Annotated in this window: 30 protein-coding genes; 21 read left to right on the plus strand and 9 right to left on the minus strand. The window is 71.2% G+C overall.

Annotation, left to right across the window (positions count from 1 at the left end):
- Positions 1-42: 42 nt before the first annotated feature.
- The 9 genes from ACZ6TV_RS46145 to ACZ6TV_RS46185 form a co-directional block, all read right to left on the minus strand.
- Entirely contained in the window at positions 43-369 is a 327-nt protein-coding gene (locus ACZ6TV_RS46145) for a hypothetical protein (RefSeq protein WP_465306361.1), read from the minus strand.
- The gene (locus ACZ6TV_RS46150) at positions 369-500 is read right to left on the minus strand and encodes a hypothetical protein (protein WP_465306363.1); all 132 of its coding nucleotides are present in this window, start codon (positions 498-500) and stop codon (positions 369-371) included. Before ACZ6TV_RS46150 ends, ACZ6TV_RS46145 begins: the two co-directional genes overlap by 1 nt.
- Entirely contained in the window at positions 497-712 is a 216-nt protein-coding gene (locus ACZ6TV_RS46155; protein ID WP_465306365.1) for a hypothetical protein, read from the minus strand. The genes ACZ6TV_RS46150 and ACZ6TV_RS46155 overlap by 4 nt, the downstream gene beginning before the upstream one ends.
- A gap of 131 nt (positions 713-843) precedes the next feature.
- The gene (locus ACZ6TV_RS46160; RefSeq protein WP_465306367.1) at positions 844-1275 is read right to left on the minus strand and encodes a hypothetical protein; all 432 of its coding nucleotides are present in this window, start codon (positions 1273-1275) and stop codon (positions 844-846) included.
- 60 nt (positions 1276-1335) lie between these two features.
- Positions 1336-1587, minus strand: a complete 252-nt coding sequence (locus tag ACZ6TV_RS46165; RefSeq protein ID WP_465306369.1) for a hypothetical protein — start codon at positions 1585-1587, stop codon at positions 1336-1338.
- Between the two features lie 108 nt (positions 1588-1695).
- Positions 1696-1983 (minus strand): hypothetical protein, encoded by a 288-nt coding sequence (locus tag ACZ6TV_RS46170; RefSeq protein ID WP_465306371.1) that lies wholly within the window; start codon positions 1981-1983, stop codon positions 1696-1698.
- A gap of 113 nt (positions 1984-2096) precedes the next feature.
- On the minus strand, positions 2097-2468 hold the full coding sequence (locus ACZ6TV_RS46175; protein ID WP_465306373.1) for a hypothetical protein: 372 nt from the start codon (positions 2466-2468) through the stop codon (positions 2097-2099).
- Positions 2469-2579: 111 nt separating this feature from the next.
- Positions 2580-2807: a hypothetical protein gene (locus ACZ6TV_RS46180; protein WP_465306375.1), complete on the minus strand. Its 228-nt coding sequence runs from the start codon at positions 2805-2807 to the stop codon at positions 2580-2582.
- A gap of 122 nt (positions 2808-2929) precedes the next feature.
- Positions 2930-3781, minus strand: coding sequence for a hypothetical protein (locus ACZ6TV_RS46185; protein ID WP_465306377.1), 852 nt, complete (start codon positions 3779-3781; stop codon positions 2930-2932).
- A 216-nt stretch (positions 3782-3997) separates the two neighbouring features.
- Here ACZ6TV_RS46185 and ACZ6TV_RS46190 point away from each other — a divergent pair, with 216 nt between their 5' ends.
- The 21 genes from ACZ6TV_RS46190 to ACZ6TV_RS46290 all read left to right on the plus strand — a co-directional run bounded on the left by ACZ6TV_RS46190 (position 3998) and on the right by ACZ6TV_RS46290 (position 20650).
- On the plus strand, positions 3998-4516 hold the full coding sequence (locus ACZ6TV_RS46190) for a hypothetical protein (protein WP_465306379.1): 519 nt from the start codon (positions 3998-4000) through the stop codon (positions 4514-4516).
- A complete protein-coding gene (locus tag ACZ6TV_RS46195) occupies positions 4513-5805 on the plus strand; it encodes a PBSX family phage terminase large subunit (RefSeq protein ID WP_465306381.1) in 1293 nt (430 codons plus the stop codon). Before ACZ6TV_RS46190 ends, ACZ6TV_RS46195 begins: the two co-directional genes overlap by 4 nt.
- A gap of 48 nt (positions 5806-5853) precedes the next feature.
- Positions 5854-7503 carry a hypothetical protein gene (locus ACZ6TV_RS46200; protein ID WP_465306383.1) on the plus strand — a complete coding sequence of 550 codons (1650 nt, stop codon included), beginning with the start codon at positions 5854-5856 and terminating at the stop codon, positions 7501-7503.
- Complete coding sequence (locus tag ACZ6TV_RS46205) at positions 7500-9485, plus strand: hypothetical protein (RefSeq protein ID WP_465306385.1); 1986 nt, start codon at positions 7500-7502, stop codon at positions 9483-9485. Before ACZ6TV_RS46200 ends, ACZ6TV_RS46205 begins: the two co-directional genes overlap by 4 nt.
- 90 nt (positions 9486-9575) lie before the next feature.
- The gene (locus tag ACZ6TV_RS46210; protein ID WP_465306387.1) at positions 9576-9812 is read left to right on the plus strand and encodes a hypothetical protein; all 237 of its coding nucleotides are present in this window, start codon (positions 9576-9578) and stop codon (positions 9810-9812) included.
- A gap of 22 nt (positions 9813-9834) precedes the next feature.
- On the plus strand, positions 9835-11034 hold the full coding sequence (locus tag ACZ6TV_RS46215) for a phage minor capsid protein (RefSeq protein WP_465306514.1): 1200 nt from the start codon (positions 9835-9837) through the stop codon (positions 11032-11034).
- Positions 11035-11580: 546 nt separating this feature from the next.
- On the plus strand, positions 11581-12549 hold the full coding sequence (locus ACZ6TV_RS46220) for a hypothetical protein (protein ID WP_465306389.1): 969 nt from the start codon (positions 11581-11583) through the stop codon (positions 12547-12549).
- A gap of 45 nt (positions 12550-12594) precedes the next feature.
- Entirely contained in the window at positions 12595-13428 is an 834-nt protein-coding gene (locus ACZ6TV_RS46225) for a phage major capsid protein (protein WP_465306391.1), read from the plus strand.
- A 134-nt stretch (positions 13429-13562) separates the two neighbouring features.
- Positions 13563-13940 (plus strand): hypothetical protein, encoded by a 378-nt coding sequence (locus ACZ6TV_RS46230; protein WP_465306393.1) that lies wholly within the window; start codon positions 13563-13565, stop codon positions 13938-13940.
- 1 nt (position 13941) lies between these two features.
- Positions 13942-14355, plus strand: coding sequence for a hypothetical protein (locus tag ACZ6TV_RS46235; RefSeq protein WP_465306395.1), 414 nt, complete (start codon positions 13942-13944; stop codon positions 14353-14355).
- Entirely contained in the window at positions 14355-14813 is a 459-nt protein-coding gene (locus ACZ6TV_RS46240) for a hypothetical protein (protein WP_465306397.1), read from the plus strand. The genes ACZ6TV_RS46235 and ACZ6TV_RS46240 overlap by 1 nt, the downstream gene beginning before the upstream one ends.
- Positions 14814-14968: 155 nt before the next feature.
- Positions 14969-15232 (plus strand): hypothetical protein, encoded by a 264-nt coding sequence (locus tag ACZ6TV_RS46245; protein WP_465306399.1) that lies wholly within the window; start codon positions 14969-14971, stop codon positions 15230-15232.
- A complete protein-coding gene (locus ACZ6TV_RS46250) occupies positions 15229-15474 on the plus strand; it encodes a hypothetical protein (RefSeq protein WP_465306400.1) in 246 nt (81 codons plus the stop codon). Before ACZ6TV_RS46245 ends, ACZ6TV_RS46250 begins: the two co-directional genes overlap by 4 nt.
- Before the next feature lie 2 nt (positions 15475-15476).
- Positions 15477-15935 carry a hypothetical protein gene (locus ACZ6TV_RS46255; RefSeq protein ID WP_465306402.1) on the plus strand — a complete coding sequence of 153 codons (459 nt, stop codon included), beginning with the start codon at positions 15477-15479 and terminating at the stop codon, positions 15933-15935.
- 26 nt (positions 15936-15961) lie between these two features.
- Entirely contained in the window at positions 15962-17968 is a 2007-nt protein-coding gene (locus ACZ6TV_RS46260; protein WP_465306404.1) for a hypothetical protein, read from the plus strand.
- A gap of 9 nt (positions 17969-17977) precedes the next feature.
- Entirely contained in the window at positions 17978-18640 is a 663-nt protein-coding gene (locus ACZ6TV_RS46265; RefSeq protein ID WP_465306406.1) for a head-tail connector protein, read from the plus strand.
- 21 nt (positions 18641-18661) lie between these two features.
- Positions 18662-19066 (plus strand): hypothetical protein, encoded by a 405-nt coding sequence (locus ACZ6TV_RS46270; protein WP_465306408.1) that lies wholly within the window; start codon positions 18662-18664, stop codon positions 19064-19066.
- Between the two features lie 3 nt (positions 19067-19069).
- Positions 19070-19438 (plus strand): hypothetical protein, encoded by a 369-nt coding sequence (locus tag ACZ6TV_RS46275; RefSeq protein WP_465306410.1) that lies wholly within the window; start codon positions 19070-19072, stop codon positions 19436-19438.
- Complete coding sequence (locus ACZ6TV_RS46280) at positions 19435-19770, plus strand: hypothetical protein (RefSeq protein WP_465306412.1); 336 nt, start codon at positions 19435-19437, stop codon at positions 19768-19770. Before ACZ6TV_RS46275 ends, ACZ6TV_RS46280 begins: the two co-directional genes overlap by 4 nt.
- A gap of 59 nt (positions 19771-19829) precedes the next feature.
- The gene (locus tag ACZ6TV_RS46285; RefSeq protein ID WP_465306414.1) at positions 19830-20210 is read left to right on the plus strand and encodes a hypothetical protein; all 381 of its coding nucleotides are present in this window, start codon (positions 19830-19832) and stop codon (positions 20208-20210) included.
- Entirely contained in the window at positions 20210-20650 is a 441-nt protein-coding gene (locus tag ACZ6TV_RS46290; RefSeq protein WP_465306416.1) for a minor capsid protein, read from the plus strand. Before ACZ6TV_RS46285 ends, ACZ6TV_RS46290 begins: the two co-directional genes overlap by 1 nt.
- The last annotated feature ends 15 nt before the right edge of the window (positions 20651-20665 follow it).

Below are 20665 nucleotides of genomic sequence, written 5' to 3' on the forward strand. Positions count from 1 at the left end.
AACTTGCTGGTCAGCTAGCTAGCTAGCTAGCTTGCTGGGTTGCTAGAACGGCGGCTCGTCGGTGCTGCCCCCGGGCCGCCGGCGAGCCAGCCACACCCGCAGGCGCGACCGGCGCCACCACCAGTCCTGGGCGGTGAGCTTCGGGCGCTCCCACCACAGCGGGGGCTGGCAGGAACGGCAGGGGCGGGTGTCGCGGGCGAGGCGGAGCCAGGCGAGCAGGCGCCAGCGCTTGAGGACCCAGCCGCGGTCGCCGCACCCGAAGCACGAGGGCTCTTCCTGGTAGGCGGCCCAATGCTGGTGCTCGTCCCAGTCGGGTTCCTCGTCGCCCCACCGGGGTTCGCCGTCCCAGGTTTCCTGCTGCTCGTCCATCACCGGGTCTCCTGGGTCTGCTGCTGGCGCTGGAGGTACTCGACCAGCGCGAGGTCGGGGCGGGGGAGCTTGGCGGCCTTGAGCGCGCGTGAGGCGCGGCGCCGGCGGCGGCGCTGCTCGCCGGGGGTCACCAGAGCCACCGCAGGTCGCGGAGGAACGCGACGCCCTCGATGCCGCTGGCGCGGCGCACGAGGACGCCGATGCCGTGGTAGCTGGGCTCGCCGGTCTCGGTGCTGTAGGGGACGGTCGCGAGCACGGTGACGTGCAGGTCGCGGGTGCCCTGCGCCAGGAGCATGGTGTCGCCGGTGCGCAGCTGGCCGCGGGCGGGACGGGTTGCGAGCATCGTTGTGTCCTTCGGTCGGGTGCCCTGGGGTTCCATTCCAGGGCTGGGTGATGCCTCCACACTACGCAAAACGCGGGAAACATGCAAGTCAACCTTGCGTGTTTCCCGCGTAACATTGCGAGGTGTGGCGGTCACCCAGACCGGCGTGCCTTGACGAACACCTCCCGGTCGTTGATCGAGAAGCCCGCGGCCATGTACCCGGGCAGCTTCGTGATGGCCATCCGCCGCAGCGCCTGCACGAACAGGTGCGCGTCGGTGTCGGTGTAGTCCTCGTTCTCGGTGTTCGACTCGTACCCGTCGAGCGCGCGCAGGATGACCAGCGCGTCAGGCTCCCCGGGCAGCAGGTCGAACGCGTACTGCGGGCAGGCCGGCGCCTCGTCGCCCCAGTCGGCGGCCACGTTGGACCAGTTCGCCTCCCACAACTCCTGGCCCAGGGCCTCGATCTCGTCCAGGCACACGCTGCGGCGCTTCAGGGTGGTCAGGCTGAACCAGTGGACGGACCACGCAGCGCCGGCCTTCAGCAGGGCGTCGATGTGGACCTTGTCGAGCACGAACACGCTCATCCGGTGTCTCCAGGGGGATAGGTGACCGCGCCGGGGTGGCGCGGTCAGCGGGTGGTGCGGTCAGGCGAACTGGCTGCGCTTGAGCCCCTTGGCGCGCCACAGCTCACGGGCGCTCTGGCGGCACTGATCCACGTGCTCCGGGTTGGTGAACTGGCGGAAGGTGCGCGGCGCCGAGGTGATGTTGCCGCGGTCGCTGCCGACCAGCTGCATGATCGTGCGGGGGACCCCGTCGACGTCGACCTTGAGTACCACGGAGGGGTTGCCGTAGTGGTCCTCGATCACGCTGCCGACGCCGACCGTGTCCTCGATCATCGTTGCTCCTTCGGTGGTGGGGCGGGGTTCCAGTGCCGCCCAGCAGGGACAGCCTAAAGCAAACCAGGGAAACACGCAAGTGACGCTTGCGTGTTTCCCTGGTATCGGTCAGGCGGAGGGGACCACGATGCTGCCGTTGGCCACCAGGTGACCGGCGTGGCGGAGGTTCTCGGCCAGGGTGCGGTTGGGGCGGTCACCGGCCACCACGGCGTAGGCGTTCACGGCGTCGGCGCAGATCAGGCCGTTGCCGCTGGTGCCGGGGGTGCCGGTGGCCACGTCCACGGCGGCGCTGATGAGGGCGAAGGCGCTGGTGACGCCGGTGCGGTCGGCGCCCTCACCGGCGAGGCGGAGGACGTTGGCGATGAGGTGGACGCGGGTGAAGCCGGTGCCGCTCATTGGGCTCCTTCGGGTGGTGGGGCGGGGTTCCAGTACCGCCCTCGCAAGATCAGCCTAACCTATGCCAGGGAAAGACGCAAGGCTGACTTGCGTCTTTCCCTGAACAGCCAGGGTCAGCACTCCCCCGCGTGGGTGGAGAAGCACTGCGAGCACATCCCGGCCCGCACGCCGGCGACCTCGGCGGCGTTCCGGCTCGCCTGCGCCTGCGTCCGCTGCGCCACCTTGCGAGCCCTGATCGCGGCGTTGTAGCGGGCCACCGCGGCGTTGTACGCGTCGACCTCGGCCCGGCCCTGCTCGCTGAACCCGCTCACGCCGGCCCAGATCTGGGTGATCGCCTCGCTGGCGGCCACCACGAGGGACTCCGTGCTGCCCTGCGCGAGGTCGCGGCGCACCTGGCGGATGGTCTCGCGCTGCGCGGCCTTCACGGCGGCCAGCTCACGGCGGGCGGTGGGGCCAAGGACGGGACGCGGGGGGAGGGCGCTCATCGTGGTCTCCGATCGGGTGGGGCGGGGTTCCAGTACCGCCTCGCAAGATCAGCCTAAGCCAAACGCGGGAAACACGCAAGTCACACTTGCATGTTTCCCGCGTCAAGTCGGCTAGAAGCAGATGTTCGTCCGCACCTCGTACGGCAGGCTCCCCACCGTGCCCTGCTCCACGAGGTACACGACCTCCGGATCCGGGTTGCGCTCGTCGGCGACGCCCACGGTGTCCGTGGCCAGCAGCATCTCCAGCGGGTTGTTCGGCATGTAGGCCACGCGGATCTCGGTGTCGTCCTCGAACGGCTCCAGCAGCTCCAGCAGGCGGGCCTTCGTCATGCGCTCCATCGGGCTCCTCAGGTGTGGGGCGGGGTTCCAGTACCGCGCCTCGCAAGCACAGCCTACGCCCGCCCACGGAAACATGCAAGAGCGCCCCGCATGTTTCCATGCGAGGCGCTCGTTTGCGCTGGTCAGACCGCCAGCATCACCTCACCCGTGAACGGGTTCAGGTTCGGCGCCTGCTCCCGCGCCTCCGCCACGGTCAGGCCGGCGGCCGGGTAGTCCTTGCCGTACACCGCGATGGCGTAGCTGCCCAGCTTCTGCAGCTCCAGGCTGGCCCGGTGGCGCGCGTGAGCGGTGTTCAGGCCGCTCTTGCCCTTGACCCCCTTGGGCTCCATCTCCCCGCACGAGCAGACGATGACCTCGTCAATGCCCGGCCCGAACGTGTTGTAGATGATCACCGGCAGGTGGTCGTCACCTGCGGGCATGTCGCCCTTGACGAACGCGGGGGCCTCGGCCTCCGGCTCGAAGATCTCCACGCCGTCCTCGCCCGGGTCCTCGGCCAGCTCGACCCCGTCACCCAGGTCCTGGAGCACCTGCGCCTCAGCAGGACCCTCGGCGGGCTCCGTGGTGGCCTCGGTCATGGCGGCCAGGACCTCGGTCGCCTCCGGGTCCACGGCGGGCGCCGGGGCGGGCGCCGCGGTGGCGCGGCCACGGCCGGTGCGGACCGGCGGGGGCGGGGCGGGCAGGTCGATCACCGGCAGCGCGGAGTTCGGCAGGGTGACCTTCTGGGCGACGCCCCACGTGGTGCGGTAGCCGCGGACGGCCTCGCCGTCGACCTTGACCAGCCAGTACGCGATGCGCTGGTCCCGGCGGAACCGCGGGTCCGGGACGGTCAGCGGGCCGCTGCGGGTCAGCAGCGCGATCCGGAGCTCGTCCTCCCCGGCGGCGCTCGTCACGGCCACCGTGACCTGGTTCCGCTTGACGGTGAACGCCTCCAGGTCGTAGCGCGGGCCGATCGTCGCGGTGTTCTCAGTGCTCATGGTTCTCCTTCGTCGGTGGGTCCAGGAGGGGTTCCAGATCCCCCTGGTGACACGCCTACTCTACAGCCGTCCCGGGAAACATGCAACTCGGGCCGTCCTGTTTCCCTGCAAACACGGGTGACGCTCGCGCGTGCCCCCACCGGCAGCGCCGGTAGCTGGGGACGAGCGCCACCACCACGCGCACCAGTGGTGGCGTGCTGAGCGAAGGACACCCCCATGCCCGCATCCCGCGCCCAGCAGACGGTCACCGCCAAGCGGCGGGCCCAAGCCGTCCAGATGCGCCTCGCCGGCGTCGACCTGGCCACCATCGCCAACAAGCTCGGCTACTCCTCCGTGGCCTCCGTGTCCAAGGACCTCAAGCGCGCGTTCGACGCCGCGCGCAAGGAGGCGGTCACCAACACCCAGCACCTCAAGCAGCAGACCCTGATGCGCCTGGAGCGCCTGCTGGCCGCCCACTGGTCCGCCGCCATCGGCGGGTCCACCAAGAGCGCCGAGTTCTGCTTCAAGGTCATCGAGCGCCTGGACCGGCTGCAGGGCGTCGGGGAGAAGGGCACCGCGAACGAGGCGGCCCGCTCCGTGCTCGGCGACCTCGCCGCGGCGCTCAAGGTCGCGTCCGAGCTGCTGCCCGAGGGCGACGTCCGCGACGACGAGGAACCCCGGATGGCCGACGACGCGGACGACGACGACGCGGACGGTGACGAGCCCGGCGCCGGCGTGCCCGCGCTCGTGCGGTGATCGACCCGGTCCGGCTGACCAAGGTCCTCTCGCCCAAGCAGATCCGCTCGATCGTCAACGCCAACCAGCGCGTGAACATCTGGAGCGGGGCGATCCGCAGCGGCAAGACGGTGGCGTCGCTGATCCGCTGGATGATCTTCCTGGCCAGCGACGAGTGCCCCACCCACGGGCGCCTGATCATCGTCGGGCAGACGAACCAGACCATCAGCCGCAACGTCTTCAGCGTGCTCCAGGACCCCGCGATCTTCGGGGAGCTGGCCAACGAGGTCAAGTACACCCCCGGTGCGCCCACGGCCGTGATCTTGGGCAAGACCATCGACATCATCGGCGCCAACGACGCGCGGTCGGAGCGCAAGCTCCGTGGTCTCACCTGCGCCGCGGCGTACGTCGATGAAGCCACTTTGGTCCCGAACGAGTTTTGGACCCAGCTGATGGGCCGCGCCTCCGTCAAGGGCGCCAAGATCTTTGCGACCACGAACCCGGACAACCCGGCGCACTGGCTCCGCAAGGACTTCATCAACCGCCGCTACGAGCCGGGCATGCGGCTCGCCTACTGGCACTTCACCCTGGACGACAACCCCGGCCTGCCACAGGAGACGAAGGACTCGTACAAGGCCGAGTTCGTCGGCCTGTGGTACCGGCGCTTCATCTTGGGCCACTGGGTCGCCGCCGAGGGCGCGATCTACGACATGTGGGACGACCGCAAGCACGTCGTCGACGACCACCAGATGCCCACGATCTCCCGCTGGATCAGCGCCGGCGTGGACTACGGCACCGTCAACCCGTTCGCCGCCGAGCTGCTCGGCCTCGGCAGCGACAACCGCCTGTACGTCGCCAGCGAGTACTACTACTCGTCCAAGCACGCCCGCAAGTCCATGACGGACGGCGACTACAGCAAGGGCCTGCGGAACTGGCTGGAGACCTGCCGCATCCCCGGCAGCGACCAGCGCGGCGCCCGGCCGGCGTACACGTGCGTCGACCCGAGCGCGTCCTCGTTCATCGTCCAGCTGCACCGCGACGGGCTGACCCCCACCCCGGCCCGCAACTCGGTCGTCGACGGCATCCGCACCGTGGCCACCCTGCTCGGCCAGGACCGGTTGCGCGTGCACAAGTCCGCCAAGGCCCTCATCGAGGAGTTCCCCGGCTACAGCTGGGACGACGAGGCGGCGCTCAAGGGCCTGGACGAGCCCATCAAGACCGATGACCACTGCCTCGATGCTCTCCGCTACGGCATCTACACCACTGAGACCGTCTGGCGCCCGCACATCGGGGACCTGGTCACGGTGTAGCGCGCAGCGCACCTCGAGGCGACCCCCCTGGACCGCGAGGAGTCGTTGATGGCCGGTTTGCCCGAGGGTGGGCGTGGTTTCGAGTGGCCACCGAAGGACGTGAAGGACCAGCTGGAGCTGATGGGCGTCTACGACGCCTGGTACGCCGGCGACCCGGACCGGCTCGCCAACGTGTACGGCGGCGGCCGGTACGGCACCACCTACAGCGAGCGCCGGTTCGACACCCCCCGCAACCACCCCAGCCAGCACCGCGGCGGGCTGATGGGCACGATCGCGCGCATGTGGTGGGGCAAGCCCACGCCACAGGGGGACTTCCCGCACAAGCTGCACCTTCCGGCGGCCGAGGACCTCGCCGTCGTGTCCTCCGAGCTGCTGTTCGCGGAGCCCCCGCGGGTGGTGTTCGAGGACACCGCCACCCAGAAGCGGTGGGACGAGGTGGCCGGCAAGTCGGGGCTGCACGCCAAGCTGCTGCAGGGCGCTGAGGTCCAAGCACCCCTTGGCGGGGTGTACATGGTCATCACCTGGGACAAGAACCTCGCCCCCTACCCGTTCCTGCGCCCCGTGCACGCCGACGTCGCCCTGCCCGAGTTCCGGTTCGGGATCCTGACGGCGGTCACGTTCCACCAGATCGTGCACGAGGACAAGGGCCAGCGGTGGCGGCACCTGGAGCGGCACGAGCCCGGCCGGATCCTGCACGGCCTCTACAACGGCACAGAGGACGAGCTCGGCTGGCCGCTGCCCCTCGAAGCGCACCCGGAGACCGCCGGCCTCCAGCCGATCGTGCCCACGATCGACCGCCGGATGACCGCGGCGTACGTCCCGAACGGGCTGCCGAACCGCCTGGACCGCGCCTCCAACTGGGGGCGCTCCGACTACTCCCCCGGCATCATCACCCTGTTCGATGCCCTGGACGAGACATACACGTCGGTCATGCGGGACCTGGACCACGGCAAGTCCCGGCTGGTCGTCCCGGAGTCGTACCTGCAGAGCAACGGCGCGGGGCACGGCAGCCGGTTCGAGAGCGACCGGCAGATCTTCACCCCGATCTCCGCGATCGACTCCCCGGAGCGCGCGGCCACGATCGCCCAGGTGCAGTTCGCGATCCGCGCGCAGGACCACCTGCTGATCGCCACCGACCTGATGAACCAGATCGTGCGGTCGGCCGGCTACAGCTCCCAGAGCGTGCTCGGCGACGACAGCACGGTGGAGACCACCGCGACCGAGACCAACGTCAAGAACCGCCGGTCCAACCAAACCAGGGACAAGAAGGCCCTGTACTGGGGCGATGCCCTGGAAGGCCTGATCGAGACGTACCTGATGCTCGACGCCCTCGTGTTCGGGAGCGGGGTCAAGGCGGAACGCCCTGAGATCGACTTCGGCGAGCAGGTCCAGGAGCAGCCCCTGGTGCTCGCCCAGACCGCCCTGGCGCTGTTCCAGGCGGAGGCGGCCTCGATCGATACGCGGGTGCGGACCGCGCACCCCGGCTGGGAGGACACCCAGGTCAAGGAAGAGGTCGAGAAGATCAAGGAGGAGATCGGCACCGCCATGCAGAAGGAGGAGATGGCGCTGCCGCCGGTCCTCCCGGGTATGGGCAAGCCGGGCGTGCCGGGGAAGCCGGGCCAGGGCAAGCCGGCCGGGCTGCCGGGCACGAACCCGACCGGCGCGACCAAGCCGACACCGCCCGGGGGCAGCAAGTGACCCGCCGGGGGAACGATCACTGGCGGTTCCAGCGCCGCGACGCCAAGGGCCGGTGGACAAAATCGGCCACCTCGCTGCTGAAGCAGAAGGACGTGGACCGGGCGCGGGAGATCGTTTCCGGTCACCGGCCTACCGTCCGCCTGGACAAGGGCGAGCAGCGCGCGTTCCTGGCCGGCCTGGACGCCTCCAGGGGCAACGCCGCCGTCGACCGGTTCCGTGCGGGCGGGTGGCAGAGCGTCAACGCCTCCCTGCGGCAAGGAGGCACACCGCGGGACGTGGTGCAGATCGACGCTGCGATGAGCCCGCTCCCGGAACCGATCACCGTGACCCGGCGCATCCCGCGGGAGGTGTTCGGTCGTGAGGACCTGCTCGTCGACGCGCTCGTGGGCCGCAGCCTGCGGGACGCCGGGTACACCTCGGCGCAGTACGGCGACAGCGACCCGGCCGGGCCCGGCGAGGTGCGGATCACGATGGCGGTCCCGGCCGGGACGCCGGCGATCGTGGACCCGTCCACCGGTGAGGTCACCCTCGCCCGGGATGCGGAGGTCGCCATCGGGGCGGCCCGCGCCACCCCCGGTGGCGGGTGGGAACTCGCCGGCGTGGTCCTGGGCACCCGCGAGGCCGCGCCGGCACGGCGGCCGCGCGCGTCGTCCCGCGCAACCCGCGGGGAGACACCGCCGACGGTCCAGGTCGAGCGCGCCCGGGCGGAACAGACGCCCGCAACGACGTCCACACCCAGCGCGCCCGCGCCCGCCCCGGCTGGCGTGGACGTGGCCAGGATGAGCGTGGTCCAGCGGGCGCGGTGGCGCTCCGAGATGATGCACGAGGAGGCGGGGACCACCGACCTGGGCGCGATGACCCCGGAGCAGCTGGCGAAGGTCAGAGACCGGGCCGCGGCCGCAGGGGACACCGATCTGGCGACCCGGGCGGAGAACATGCGGACCGGTGCCGGGCCCCAGCTGCTGGAGCCGGACGCGGTGGGCCGCGCAGTGTCCGACGCGCACACCCAGGCGCTCCAGGCACCTGCCGTGCCGCCGGCGTTGTCCGAGCGGCACCAGGCGGACCTGGCGGACATGCGTCAGCAGCTGGCGGACGCGCGGGCGCGTGGCGACGGCACCCCGGCGACGAACCGGGCGCTGGACGCCATGACCGCGCAGGCGGAGCGTGGTGCGGTCACCCCGGACGACGTCCGGACCGTGCTCAAGGGCATGGGGCTGGGCCCGAAGGAGAGCGGCCCGCCGGCTGGCGGGCTGCTGGACGAGATGGGCCAGGTCGACATGGAGGACCCGGACTCGGTCCGCGCGTTCAACGAGGACGCGGCGGAGTTCATGCGGGAGCACACCAGCTTCACCGACCCCGACACCGGGCTCCAGGCGGAGCTGGACTCGGTCATCCTCGACGAGGCCGACATCTTCCAGAACCAGCGGGGGATCGGGGGCCTGATGGAGGCCACCTACACCATCCGGGACAGCCAGGGGAACGAGGTCGGTGAGGCCACCCGGATCTTCCTGATGGGCATCAACGGGGCGCCCAACCGGGTGGAGCACTCCTATTTCCAGATCAACGAGAACGTCCGGGGTGGAGGGTTCGCCAGCCGCTGGAACCGGCGGATGGAGGACCTCTATCGGTCCCAGGGCTTCACCGAGGTCCAGCTGTATGCCGATATCGACGTCGGCGGGTACGCGTGGGCGAAGCAGGGCTATGGGTGGCACCCGGACAAGGGGTGGAGCAACACCCAGAACGTCCAGAGGCGGTTGGCGCTCGCGTTGTCCGGTGACGACGGCATCCAGCGGGACCTGACGGACCAGCAGAAGCAGGAGCTGTCGTCCCTGATGCAGCGGATGCGCGAGGACAACTGGGGCAGCCCCACGTTCCCGCCGCCGCTGGAGATCGCGATGCTCGGCTGGACGCCCGGCGCTGAGACGTGGCTGGGCAAGGAGATCATGCTCGGCGCGAACTGGTTCGGCCTCAAAACACTGTGACATACCACGGAAACACGCGGGTCACGCTCGCGTGTTTCCGTGGTATTGCGGTACGCTGAGGGGGACCTGCCCACCACGCCAGGAGGACCGATGGACCTCAACGACCTGCACGCGGAAGCCGAACGCGCCGCCTACGCCCACGCCGACCGGTACGGCGACCAGGTCGCCGGCAACCCCGCTCACTCCCACCCCCACGAGCTCGACGGCAAAAGCGACCTCAACGAGCACGCCTACCTCGTGTCCGCGCCCCCCAGCACGGACGACGAGCTGAACCAGCAGCTGGTCGACTCGCTGAACCAGTGGAAGCGGGACAACAACATCACCTGACACCCGGGAGGTCCCCGTGCCCATGCCCGTGGACCTCGCCGATGACCTCGCGGACGCCGTAGCGGAGATCTACCGCGAGGCAGAGACCGCCCTGATCCGCATCATCACCCGCCGCCTCAACCGCAACCTGGACGCACCCGACTGGGCCATGCGGCGCCTCGCCGACGTCCAGCTGGTGCGCCGGTCAGCCGCCGCGGTGGTCGCCGGGCTCGACGTCGCCGGGACCGCCGCCGTCCGTGAGCTGGTCGTCACCGCCTACGACTCCGGGAACGCGGCCGCCGTCGCCGACCTCGCCGACGTCCTCGCCGATGTCCTGGGCCGCAGTGAGCGAGGGGCGGGCAAAGAGGTACGCCGGCTGGCTCGCGAGGTAGGGCATGACGACCCAGGCCGCGCCCTCAGCGTCCAGGCGCTTGCCAACGCAGTAGTCCATGAGGTCCGACAGGCGCATCGCGCGATCCTCCCCGCCACGGTCTCTCTGTACCGGCAGGCTATCGCCGGGGCCACCGCCCGTCACCTCGCCGGCGGGATCGACCGTCGCACCGCCGCACAGTCCGCGTGGCAGGCCCTGTCCGACCGGGGCATCACCTGCTACATCGACAAGCGCGGGCACCGCTGGTCCCTCGCCTCGTACGTCGAGATGACCTCCAGGACCGCGGCCACGCGCGCGATCGCGCAGGGCGTGGTCGACGCCAACGAGGCAGCCGGGAACGACCTGCTGTACGTGAACGACCGGGCCGGGGAGTGCAAGCTGTGCCGGCCCTTCGAGCACCGCGTGCTGTCGATCGCGGGCCCGGCCGGGCCCCGCCGCGTGCTGTCGCTCAAGTCCGGCCGGTGGGGCACCGTGAACGTGGTCGCCACCGTGGAACAGGCCCAACTGGCCGGGCTGTTTCACCCGAACTGCTGTCATGAGCTGCGCTCGTACCTGCACGGGCGGACCCCGCTGCGCCCAGACCATACCGCGGACGAGATCGGGAACCTCGCGCGCTCCCGCCAGCGGGAGATCGAGCGGTACATCCGCAAGTGGCGGATGCGGGAGGCCAGCGCGCTCACGCCCGCGGCCGCGGCCGACGCCGTGCGCCGCCGGTTGCTGTGGGAGGACGAGCTGGAGCAGCTGATCACCGACTACGAGCTGCCCCGCATGCCGTACCGCGAGCAGATCGGGGTGGGGCACATCCCGCCCCCGGCCCGCGCCGAGGACGCCGCGGCGATGATCGGGCTGTAGGTGGGCCGTGGACGGAGTCCAACCGCCCCTTGCACCCGACCGCAATGGCCTGACGGCTCTCGCCCGTGAGCTACACGGCCCGCGCCGATCATAGCCACAAAACCGCAGGTCACGAATTCGCCGGGAGTTCTCCGTATTCCCCACGGCGGCCCCGGATTTATAAATGCGGGCCGCGCCGTAGCGACCTGGAGAACCCCTCACCAGTGCGTTCGCACGGTTCTGGGCGGTCACGCGGCCCGCGTCACCAACCGTAGCCACGGCGTGGCCGGTTGATCTCCGTCGTTTGGTCAGACCTCGATCCTTTGGTCAGACGTTCCCCCACCAGCGGAAACGAATTGTTCACGGATTGTTCGCGGATTGTCCGGGATTTGGTCAGAGTCCCCCGCGACCTCTCTGTGACCCGAAAACCAGGTCAATCGGCGCACGCTGAGTGACCTCTCAAGGCCCTACACCACCCGGTGTGGGGCCTTTTCCATGTCCACCACCCCGGGCGCGCCAGAGGCCGCCACCGGGGGGGTGCTGCATCCGCCCGAGGAGGGCCCTCGCATGTCCCAGCCGTTCCAGCCCGCGCAGGCAGCGCCCGCGCAGGCACCCGCGACCCCGAGCCCGGTCCAGCAGCGCCAGGCGGACGCCGACTACGGGCTGTTCGGCAGCCCGGCGCCGGCGAGCACCACCACCGCGGCCGGTCAGGTCCCCCCGGCAGTGCCGGCGGCCCAGCCCGGTTTCCAGCCGACACAGCAGCCCTACCAGCCAGCTGTGCCCGCGCCCGACCCGACCCAGCAGCAGGCACCCGCAGCGGCGTCCGCCCAGCCGACCGTCCCGGCAGCGCCGGTGATGATCGGTCCGGACGGCCAGCCGTTCGACCCGGCCCGCGCCATGCAGACGATCCAGCACCAGCGACAGGTGGAGCGGGATCTGCAGGCGCAGCTGGCGCAGCAGCAGCAGATGTTCGCGCAGATGCAGCAGCTGATGGGCGGAGGGACCCCCAACACCCCGCCAGACCCGGCCGCGCTCGCGGCCCAGGTCCAGCAGGAACAGGCCGCGGCGCGCCAGGCGCGCGTCGAGCTGGCCGTCTGGCAGACCGCCCACGCCGCGGGCGCCGACCCGGCGCGCGTGCTCGGGTGGATGCCGTTCCACCAGGCCATCCAGGGGCTCGACCCCGCGTCTCCGACCTTCGCGCAGGAGCTCGGCGCGAAGCTCACGGAGCAGGTGACCGCACAGCCATGGCTCCGGATCCCCCAGCAGGCAGCGCCTGCCGGTGATCCCGCCGCCGCCCCGCCGGCCGCCGCGCCGGACGCGGGCCAGGGACAGCCCGCCCCCCAGCCGTACGCGCAGCCCTACGGGCAGCCGGCGTACGGCCAGCCCCACGTCCAGCCCCAGATCCCAGCGGTGTCCGGGGGCCAGGTCGTGGGCGGTGGCGTGCCTGTCCCGATCACCGAAGCGCAGCTCAAGGCCATGTCGCCCGAGGAGATCGAGAAGGCCTGGGTCGAGGGCCGCCTCAAGCACCTCGCGTAACACCCGCGAGCGCACACCCTTCCACGAGAACAGAGGTAGCCGTCCATGGCGATCACCCGGTTCAAGCCGGAGATCTGGTCCGGCCTGCTCATGTCGTCCTACAAGAAGTCCCTGGTGTACGCCAACCTGGCGAACCGGGACTACGAGGGCGAAATCCGCAGCGCCGGTGACACCGTCCGGGTGTCCAGCATCTCCCGCCCGACCATCAACACCTACGGCCGCAACGCCGACATCTCCTACGAGGAGCTGACGGACGCGCAGCGCACCCTGGTCGTTGACCAGGAAAAGTACTGGGCCTTCTCCGTCGACGACGTCGACGCGTTCCAGGCCAGGGGCAACGTCGTCCCGGAGGCCATGGCGGAAGCGGCCTACGGCCTCGCCGACGTGGCGGACCAGTACGTCGCCAACCTGTACACCGGCGCGAACACCGCCAACCAGGTCGGCACCGTCAGCATCACCACGGGCGACCTCGCCTACACCGGCATCCGCAAGGTCATGCTCAAGCTGGACGAGGCGAACGTCCCCAAGCAGGGTCGCTACGTCGTGGTTCCGTCCTGGTACCACTCGATCTTGCTGGAGAACAACAAGTTCGTCGATCTCTCGGCGAGCGGTTCCCGGGAGCCCCTGTGGAACGGCCTGGTGGGCCGCGCCCTCGGCGCGGACATCTACGTCAGCAACAACGCGCCGAACCCGACCGGTGACGACTACGTCGTGATGGCCGGCACCCGGGCGGCCATCAGCATGGCCGAGCAGATCACCAAGACCGAGGCCATGCGCAGCGAGCTGCGCTTCGCCGACCGCGTCCGTGGCCTGCTCGTCTACGGCGCCAAGCTCATGCGCCCGGAGGGCATCTCCACGATGCTCGCGTCCATCACCTGATCGACGCCCCCACAGCAACTCCACGCACCACCGCGGCCGCCTGAGGGCGGCTTTTTTCGTGCCCGCACACCGCCCGGCCCGGGACTGCCCGGCCGGGCGGGTGCGGCACCCCTTCTCCTGCAAAGGACACCAGCATGGCGCGCACTCCTGTCGCCTACTCCCCGTTCGTGGCGAACGGGTCCCTCGCCGACCCGGCGGGCACGGCCGTCGACGCCACCAACCACCACGTCATCAACAACGCCGTCCCGGAGCGGACCATCCTCCGCGTCACCAACACGGCCTCGGCGACCAAGGTCGTCACCGTCAAGGCGGGCGACTACCCGCCGGCGTGGGCGGCCGGTCAGGGCGACCTGACCTACACCCTCGGCATCGGCAACGTGACCACCCAGATCGTGTTCCTCGGTCCGTTCGAGTCCGGCCGCTTCCTCCAGGGCAACGGCTCGCTGGAGGTCGACATCGCGGCCGGTCACACCGGCACGATCACGGCCTTCCGCGTCCCGTCGGCGACCTGACATGACGGAAGCAGCGGAGAACGAGATCTGGCTGCGGGGTGAGAGCGGCACGGTGTTCCCGCACAAGCTGCCGCTCCCGGACGGCATCCAGGACCGACTCGACAAGGGCTACCTGCAGCGCGTCGCGGACGCGGACGGTACCCCCTGGTTCGAGCCGGTCCCGGAACCGGAGCCCCCGCACGCCCCGCCGGCGGACCAGACCGGCGACACCAGCACCCCCGACCCGACCCCGGCGTCATCCCTGCCTGAGCCGCTGCCCGCGTGGCCGGCGAAGTCAGATGCCAAGCGCCTGTGGGTCGGGTACGTCGTCCGCCACCTCGGGTGGAAGCCGGATGACGCGGAGGCCCGCACCAAGCAGGACCTCCAGGACGCGGTCCGGGTGGCTGCGCTGGAGCGCGGGCAGGAGTTCGCCTGATGCCCCGGCCCGGAGGGGCGGAGGTGGGCCGGTCCTCCGGGCCGGTCACACCCCCGGGCGTCCTGGAGCCCCGCGTGTGGGCCACCGGGTGGGAGATCGCGGTCATCCGCAAGAACTCCACCACCCCCGCGCGGCGGCTCCCTGGTGAGCCTCTCGGCGAGTACCTGGGGGTGCAGCTGTTCGAGGCCGGGTGTCCCGGGTGCTCCACGCTGCCCCGCAGTGAGGACGATGTGCAGCCCCCGTGCTGCTGTGCCGTCCCCTGCGGGTCGCCGCGGTGCACCCCTGGCACCGCCCCGGTCACCGCGGCGTTCTGCCACCAGCGTGAGCAGGTCCGGGAGACCGGCCGGCTCTCGCGGATGTTCCCGGCGGAGCTGTCGTGGCGGTTCGCGATGTACGCGACCAGCTACGCGCCAACGGCCCTGAGCCGGTGCGTGCTGGTCACAGGGACTGGCGCGTAGCGGCCACCTCGAGGGAGTGGACAGGGGCCGCTTCACCTCATGGCCGGTGAGCAATCGGTACCAGCGGCGCCCTGGCGGCGAGCTTACGCCGCGGTCCCACAGACGTGCAGCCGGGTCGGGCGAGCGGCCCGGCTGCACCCCCACTGACCTCCCCGATGAAGGGCTTCACAGGCATGTCCACGAGCACCCCAGGCACCCCGATCGACATCGAGAAGCTGCGGTCCCTGGCGGTCATCTCCCGCCGCAGCGGCGACCGCATCCAGGAAGCCCGGCGGGCGGACGGGGTGCGGGTCAAGGCCGTGACCGACGAGGCCGGCAACACCACCGTCCACCACGCCACCAAGGACGACCGCGTGGACGTGCACCTGCGCGCGCCACAGGTCCAGGTCGTGGCCCAGCACAAGGAGATCCGACAGTGAGCGCCCTGGACGACCTGATCGCACAGAAGGAGTACGCCGACGCGCAGCTGCGCGCGGCGGAGGAGGAGCTGCTGGCCACTCTGGCCGCGGCCAAGGACGCGTACCGCGCCGACAAGTCCCCCGAGAACCGCGACTTCAAGGACCGGGCGGTGGACGCCGTGCAGGCGTACCGCGCGGTCGTGCGGTCGGAGCGGGCCGGGGTCAGCGTCGCCGGCGACGCCTACCTCGACGGGGGCAACTGACCATGGCAGTGACCGTTTCCGGGCTGTTCGTCGCGACGTTCGTGGACTCGCTGGACACCACCCAGCTGGCCCTGGACCTCGACCTCGATACCCACCGGCTGGCGCTGTTCTCCAACAGCATCACGCCCGACTTCGACGCCGCGGCGGCGTCGGCCGCGTACGGCGCCGGCGTGTACGCCTCCAACGAGGTGTCGGGCACGAACTGGGCCGCGGGCGGGGTGCTGCTCACCGGTACCACGTTCGTCGGTGGCTCCGGTACCGCGACGTTCGACGCCACCGACATCTCCGTGGCGTCGACCACGCTCACCGCGGCCCGCTGCGGGCTGATCTACGCGGACGCGCTCGCCGGCAACAACGCCATCGCGTTGATCAACTTCGGCGGCGACTACTCCACGAACAACGGCACCCTCGCCATCACCTGGCACGCCAACGGCATCTTCTACATCGACCTGACCCCGTAACGCGCTGCTGACGGGAGGGGCCAGGCGTGGCACGCAGGTTCAACGGCACCAGCGACTACATCATCCACACCCTCCCGTCCACGCTCCAGGGGCTGGACGCCGGCCCGCTGACGATCGCCGTGCTGGCGTCAGTCACGAGCACCACGGACGGCGCGTTCGTCCACACCAGACAGTCCGGCGGCACCAACTGCTGGTGGATGGAGTGCGCCAGCGCCCAATGGAACTACGGGCAAGGCGTCGCCGCCCGTGACGTCGGTGACCTGACCACCTCCGAGGGGTGGGCGGTCTACGCCGCGCACAAGGACAACGGCGGCGCGTCGTTCCCGGTCGGCCGCAAGGTCATCCTGGGCGGGTCAACGACCACGGTCACGGCACCGTCCGCGCTCGCGGACGGGTCCACCCCCGGTGTCGGCGGCATCCTCCAGGTCGGCCGGTGGGGCACCGCCGCTGAGTACCTCGGCGCCGACATCGCCTGTGTGGCGGTGTGGGACTACGAGCTGTCGAACGCGGAGATCGACGCGCTCGCCACCGGCTACAGCAACTGGTCGGCGACCGTCAGCCCACCGAAGTGGCTGGTGCACTACAACCAGGCCAACAGCACGGACGCGGTCACCGACGACAGCGGGAACGGCGGCGGGTCCAGCTCGATCATCGGGACCACGATCGTGGCGAACCCGGTCGGGTTCTTCGGCGGTAGCGGCGCCACGGTCACCCCGGCCGCGATCGCCGTGGTCACCACCGTGCCCACCGCCACGAAGTCCGCCGGGTCCACGGTTGTCCCGTCCGCTGTCCAGTCGCTGGCCAGCGTCCCAACGGCTGTGACCTCGGCGGGAGCACGTCCCACACCGGCGGCGGTCGCCGCAGTGTCGACCGTCCCGACCGTCGTGGTGTCCAACGGGCAGACCCTCACGCCGGCGGCGATCGCCGCGGCGGCGAGCGTCCCGGCGGCCACGAACTCCGCCGGGTCCAACCCGACCCCGGGCGTGGTCGCCGTGGTGGCCGGCATCCCCGGCCCGGTCGTCAGCAACGGCCAGACCCTCACCCCTGCGGCGATCGCCGCGGCGGCGGGCATCCCGGCGGCCACGAACTCCGCCGGGTCCAACCCGACCCCGGGCGTGGTCGCCGCGGTGGCGGGCGTGCCTGGACCTACCCCCTCTGCGGGCACGACACCGGCCCCGGCCGTGGTCGCCGCGGTGGCGGGCGTCCCCGGCCCGTCCCTGAGCACCGGGGCGACGGTCACGGCCAGCGCGGTCCCCGCGGTGACCGGTGTCCCGTCAGCATCGATCTCGGCGGGCGGGAACGTCGACATCCAGGCCAGCCCGATCCAGGGCGCGGCAGGTGTTCCAGGGGTCACGCCGAGCGTCGGCTCGACCATCAGCCCGGCCGCGATCGCGGCGGCGGCTGGTGTGCCGGCGGCGGGCGTGAGCCTCGGGTCGAACCCCGCCCCCGCAGCGGTCGCTGCTACCGCCGGCGTGCCCCAACCTACCCCCTCTGCGGGTACGACACCGGCCCCGGCGGCAGTCGCTGCTGTGGCCGGCATCCCCGGCCCGGCCGCGGCCGCGGGGACCACGGTGTCCCCCGATGCTGTCGCCGCGGTGGCGGGTGTCCCGGCGGCGGTGGTGTCGGCCGGTGGCAGTGCGAGCCCGGCCCCGGCCGCGATCGCCGCGGCCGCGGGCATCCCGGCGGCTGTGCCCTCGGGCGGGTCGACGGCGGCGCCCGCAGTGCTCGCGCTGGCGGTCACGATCCCGGCCGCGACGGTCGGGGCGGTCACCGCCGCGCAACCGGCCGCGGTCGCCGCGGCCGCAGCCGTCCCGGTGCCGGTGGTGGCGCTGACCGCGCTCGTGCAAGCCCAGACCGTGGTCGCGCTCGCGCGTGTGCCCGGGGTGGTGCTGCAGACGGTCACGCTCCCGGCGACCTCACTGTCCGGGAGCACCCCGGACGCATCCACGCTCACCGGCGCCGTGCCGGTGGCGGGCACGTTGACCGGCGCCGTGCCGGCGGCGGGCGCCTTGACCGCGACGACAGCCCCGTAGGAGGCGACCATGCCGGATGTCGGCGACGGCACGATCCCCCGGCTGGTGGTCGCCCCGTACGCGGGCGACACAGCGGCCACGCTCACCGTCACCCGCGGCGATGACACCGTCCAGGTCTGTCCAGTGTCCACGTTGGACGCTGGACAGACGTGGCAGGCGGACGCCGCGGTGGTGTACACGGTCGGCGGCCGGTGGATCTTCCGCTGGAAGGTCACCGGGACCGGGTTCGGGTGGCAGGACGTCACCGTGAACGTGACCCCGGACGAGCTGGTCACCCGCCGCTCGTGGGCGACGACCGCGGACCTGGCGGCGTGGATCAACGCCCTGGTGCCGGTCGACGCGCGGCGGATGCTCGCGCACGCCACCCGCACTGTGGAGGACCTGCTCAAGCACTCCCGCTACGACGTCGACGACGCCGGCGAGCCCACCGACACCGACGTGATCGCGGCCCTCCGGGATGCGGTGTGCGAGCAGGTCAACTGGTGGATCCAGGCCGGTGACGAGCACGGCGCCCGCGGCCTCTACACGTCGGTGTCGATCGGGTCCGTGAACCTCTCCCGCGCTGCAGGCCAGGGCGCGGGGTCCAACTCGAGCATCCCCGGGATCGGCCGGGACGTGATGCCGATCCTGCGCCGCGCAGGGCTGCTGGACGGGCAGCCGAACGCGTGGTGACCAACCACAGCGAGGAGTCCCGTGAGGGTCTATGAGAAGCGCAAGGACGGCGTGGTCGTCGAGCGGGTCGCCAACGTCGCCGACGGAGGTTGGCGGGACCAAGAGCTGGCCGGCTGGGTGCGGACGCGTGAGGCGCTGCACCTGGAGGACGGCTGGCACCTGGTGGCGGATGACCACGACACGGGGGAGTCGGCCGCGGCCAGCGCGCTGGCAGGTGACGCCGTGGGCGTCGCGGAGATCCTCCAACGGGTCGAGCAGGAAAGCCACCGCGAGGAGACCGAGCAGCTGGAGCAGCTGCTCGCCGAGGCGCGCACGGAGCTGGCCACGGAGCTGGCCGCCGAGCTGTCCAAGCCGTCGCCCGAGAACGAGCCGGCGCGCACGCAGCGCGCGGCGCGGAAGCCCAGACCCTCCCGAGCGAAGGAGTAGACCGTGGCGTACACCACGCGTACCGCGACCACCCTCAGCCACCTGGACGCGTTCGAGGTCGATGCCGCCAGCGGCACCGTCCCGGGCACGGGCGGCGGCAACGGCATCCAGTTCGTGAACAACGGCAGGATCGTGGCCGTCGTGACCAACACGGGCGGCAGCCCGCTGACGGTCACCGAGGTCATCGGCAAGTCCCTGGCGGGCGTCACGCCCACGGCGCCGACCAAGAGCGTGGCGGCGACCAGCGGCATCAGCGTGCTGGGCCCGTACCCGCCCGGCACCTGGAACGACGCCAACGGGCTGATGAAGCTCGACTTCTCCGCGACCTCGGGCGCGAAGGTCGTGCTGCTGGAAGTCCCGGCGACCTCGTGACCGCGATCCCCTGGACCACGGTGATCGCCGCGGCGGGCATCGTCCAGGAGATCGAGCTGGAGGAGTACCTCGGCCGTGGTCCCCGCGGGGACCAGTTCGCGCCGGCGGTGACCGTGACCCAGGTCGTGGTGGAGGACAAGCGCCAGCGGGTGCGGGCCGGCACGGGCGACACGGTGTGGTCCAACCGCACGGTGTACGCGCCCCCAGGCACTGGCGGTGCGACCGGCAGCCGCGTGACGTTCGAGGGCGTGACCTCCATCGTCCTGGCGCGCCAAGCGTTCGACGGTGGCGGGGCGGAGACCCCCGATCACGTCATGTTGTCGCTGCAGTAGCGGCGGCCCCCCTGAGCTCCACCCTCACCCCTTCACGCCCATGGGAGGGGCGATGCGGCATGCCCCGTAACTACGATCTCCAGTTCCGCGGGGACCGGCTCACCGCGATGCTGCACGACACCGACCGGGACGCGCTCAAGGCCGCGCTCAAGTGGTTGTTGCTGAAGTCGCGTCCCAAGGTCCCGCTGGACACCCGGCCGGACCGGGACAACGTGGTCCTCCGCGACACGGGCCGGGTCATCGTCGACGACAACGTGGGCGCGGTCGTGTACGGCGACGAGCGGACCCCGTACGCGCGGCGCCAGCACGAGGACCTGACCTACTACCACCCGGTCCCCGGCACCCAGGCGAAGTTCCTGGAGGAGCCGTTCGAAGAGGGCCGCGACACCATGCTGCTGATCATGGCGACGGTCTACCGGCGCCGGTTGACGGGCCGCTGATGGCGACCGTCACCGAGGAGTTCGCGCTCCTTCTGCAGCTGCTGGGGCACGGCAGGTACCCCACCGACCCGGCCGACGTGAGCGGGTCGATCTTCCTGCATGCGATGCCGGACGGGCCCGGCAGCCCGGACGCGGTGATCGTCGTCAGCCGCTATGCGGGCGGCGATCCGGAGTCCCTCCAGGGCTACGACACGGTCTCGATCCAGGTCCGGGTGCGTGGTCCCCGGCACGACGCCGGGGTGCCTGAGGCGACCGCACAGGCGGTCTACGACGACCTGCAGGGGCTGCGTTCCCGCCGGTTGCCCGGCGGCACGTGGCTGGTGCACCTGCTGGCGCTCGCCGGCGGGCCTGTGTGCATCGGCCAGGACACCCACCAGCGCACGGAGTTCGTGGTCAACCTGCGGGCCGAGCTGCGCCGGATCACACCCAACCGTCAGTAAAGGAAGGCGAGCATC

This window comes from Dactylosporangium sp. NPDC051087 (assembly GCF_055586325.1).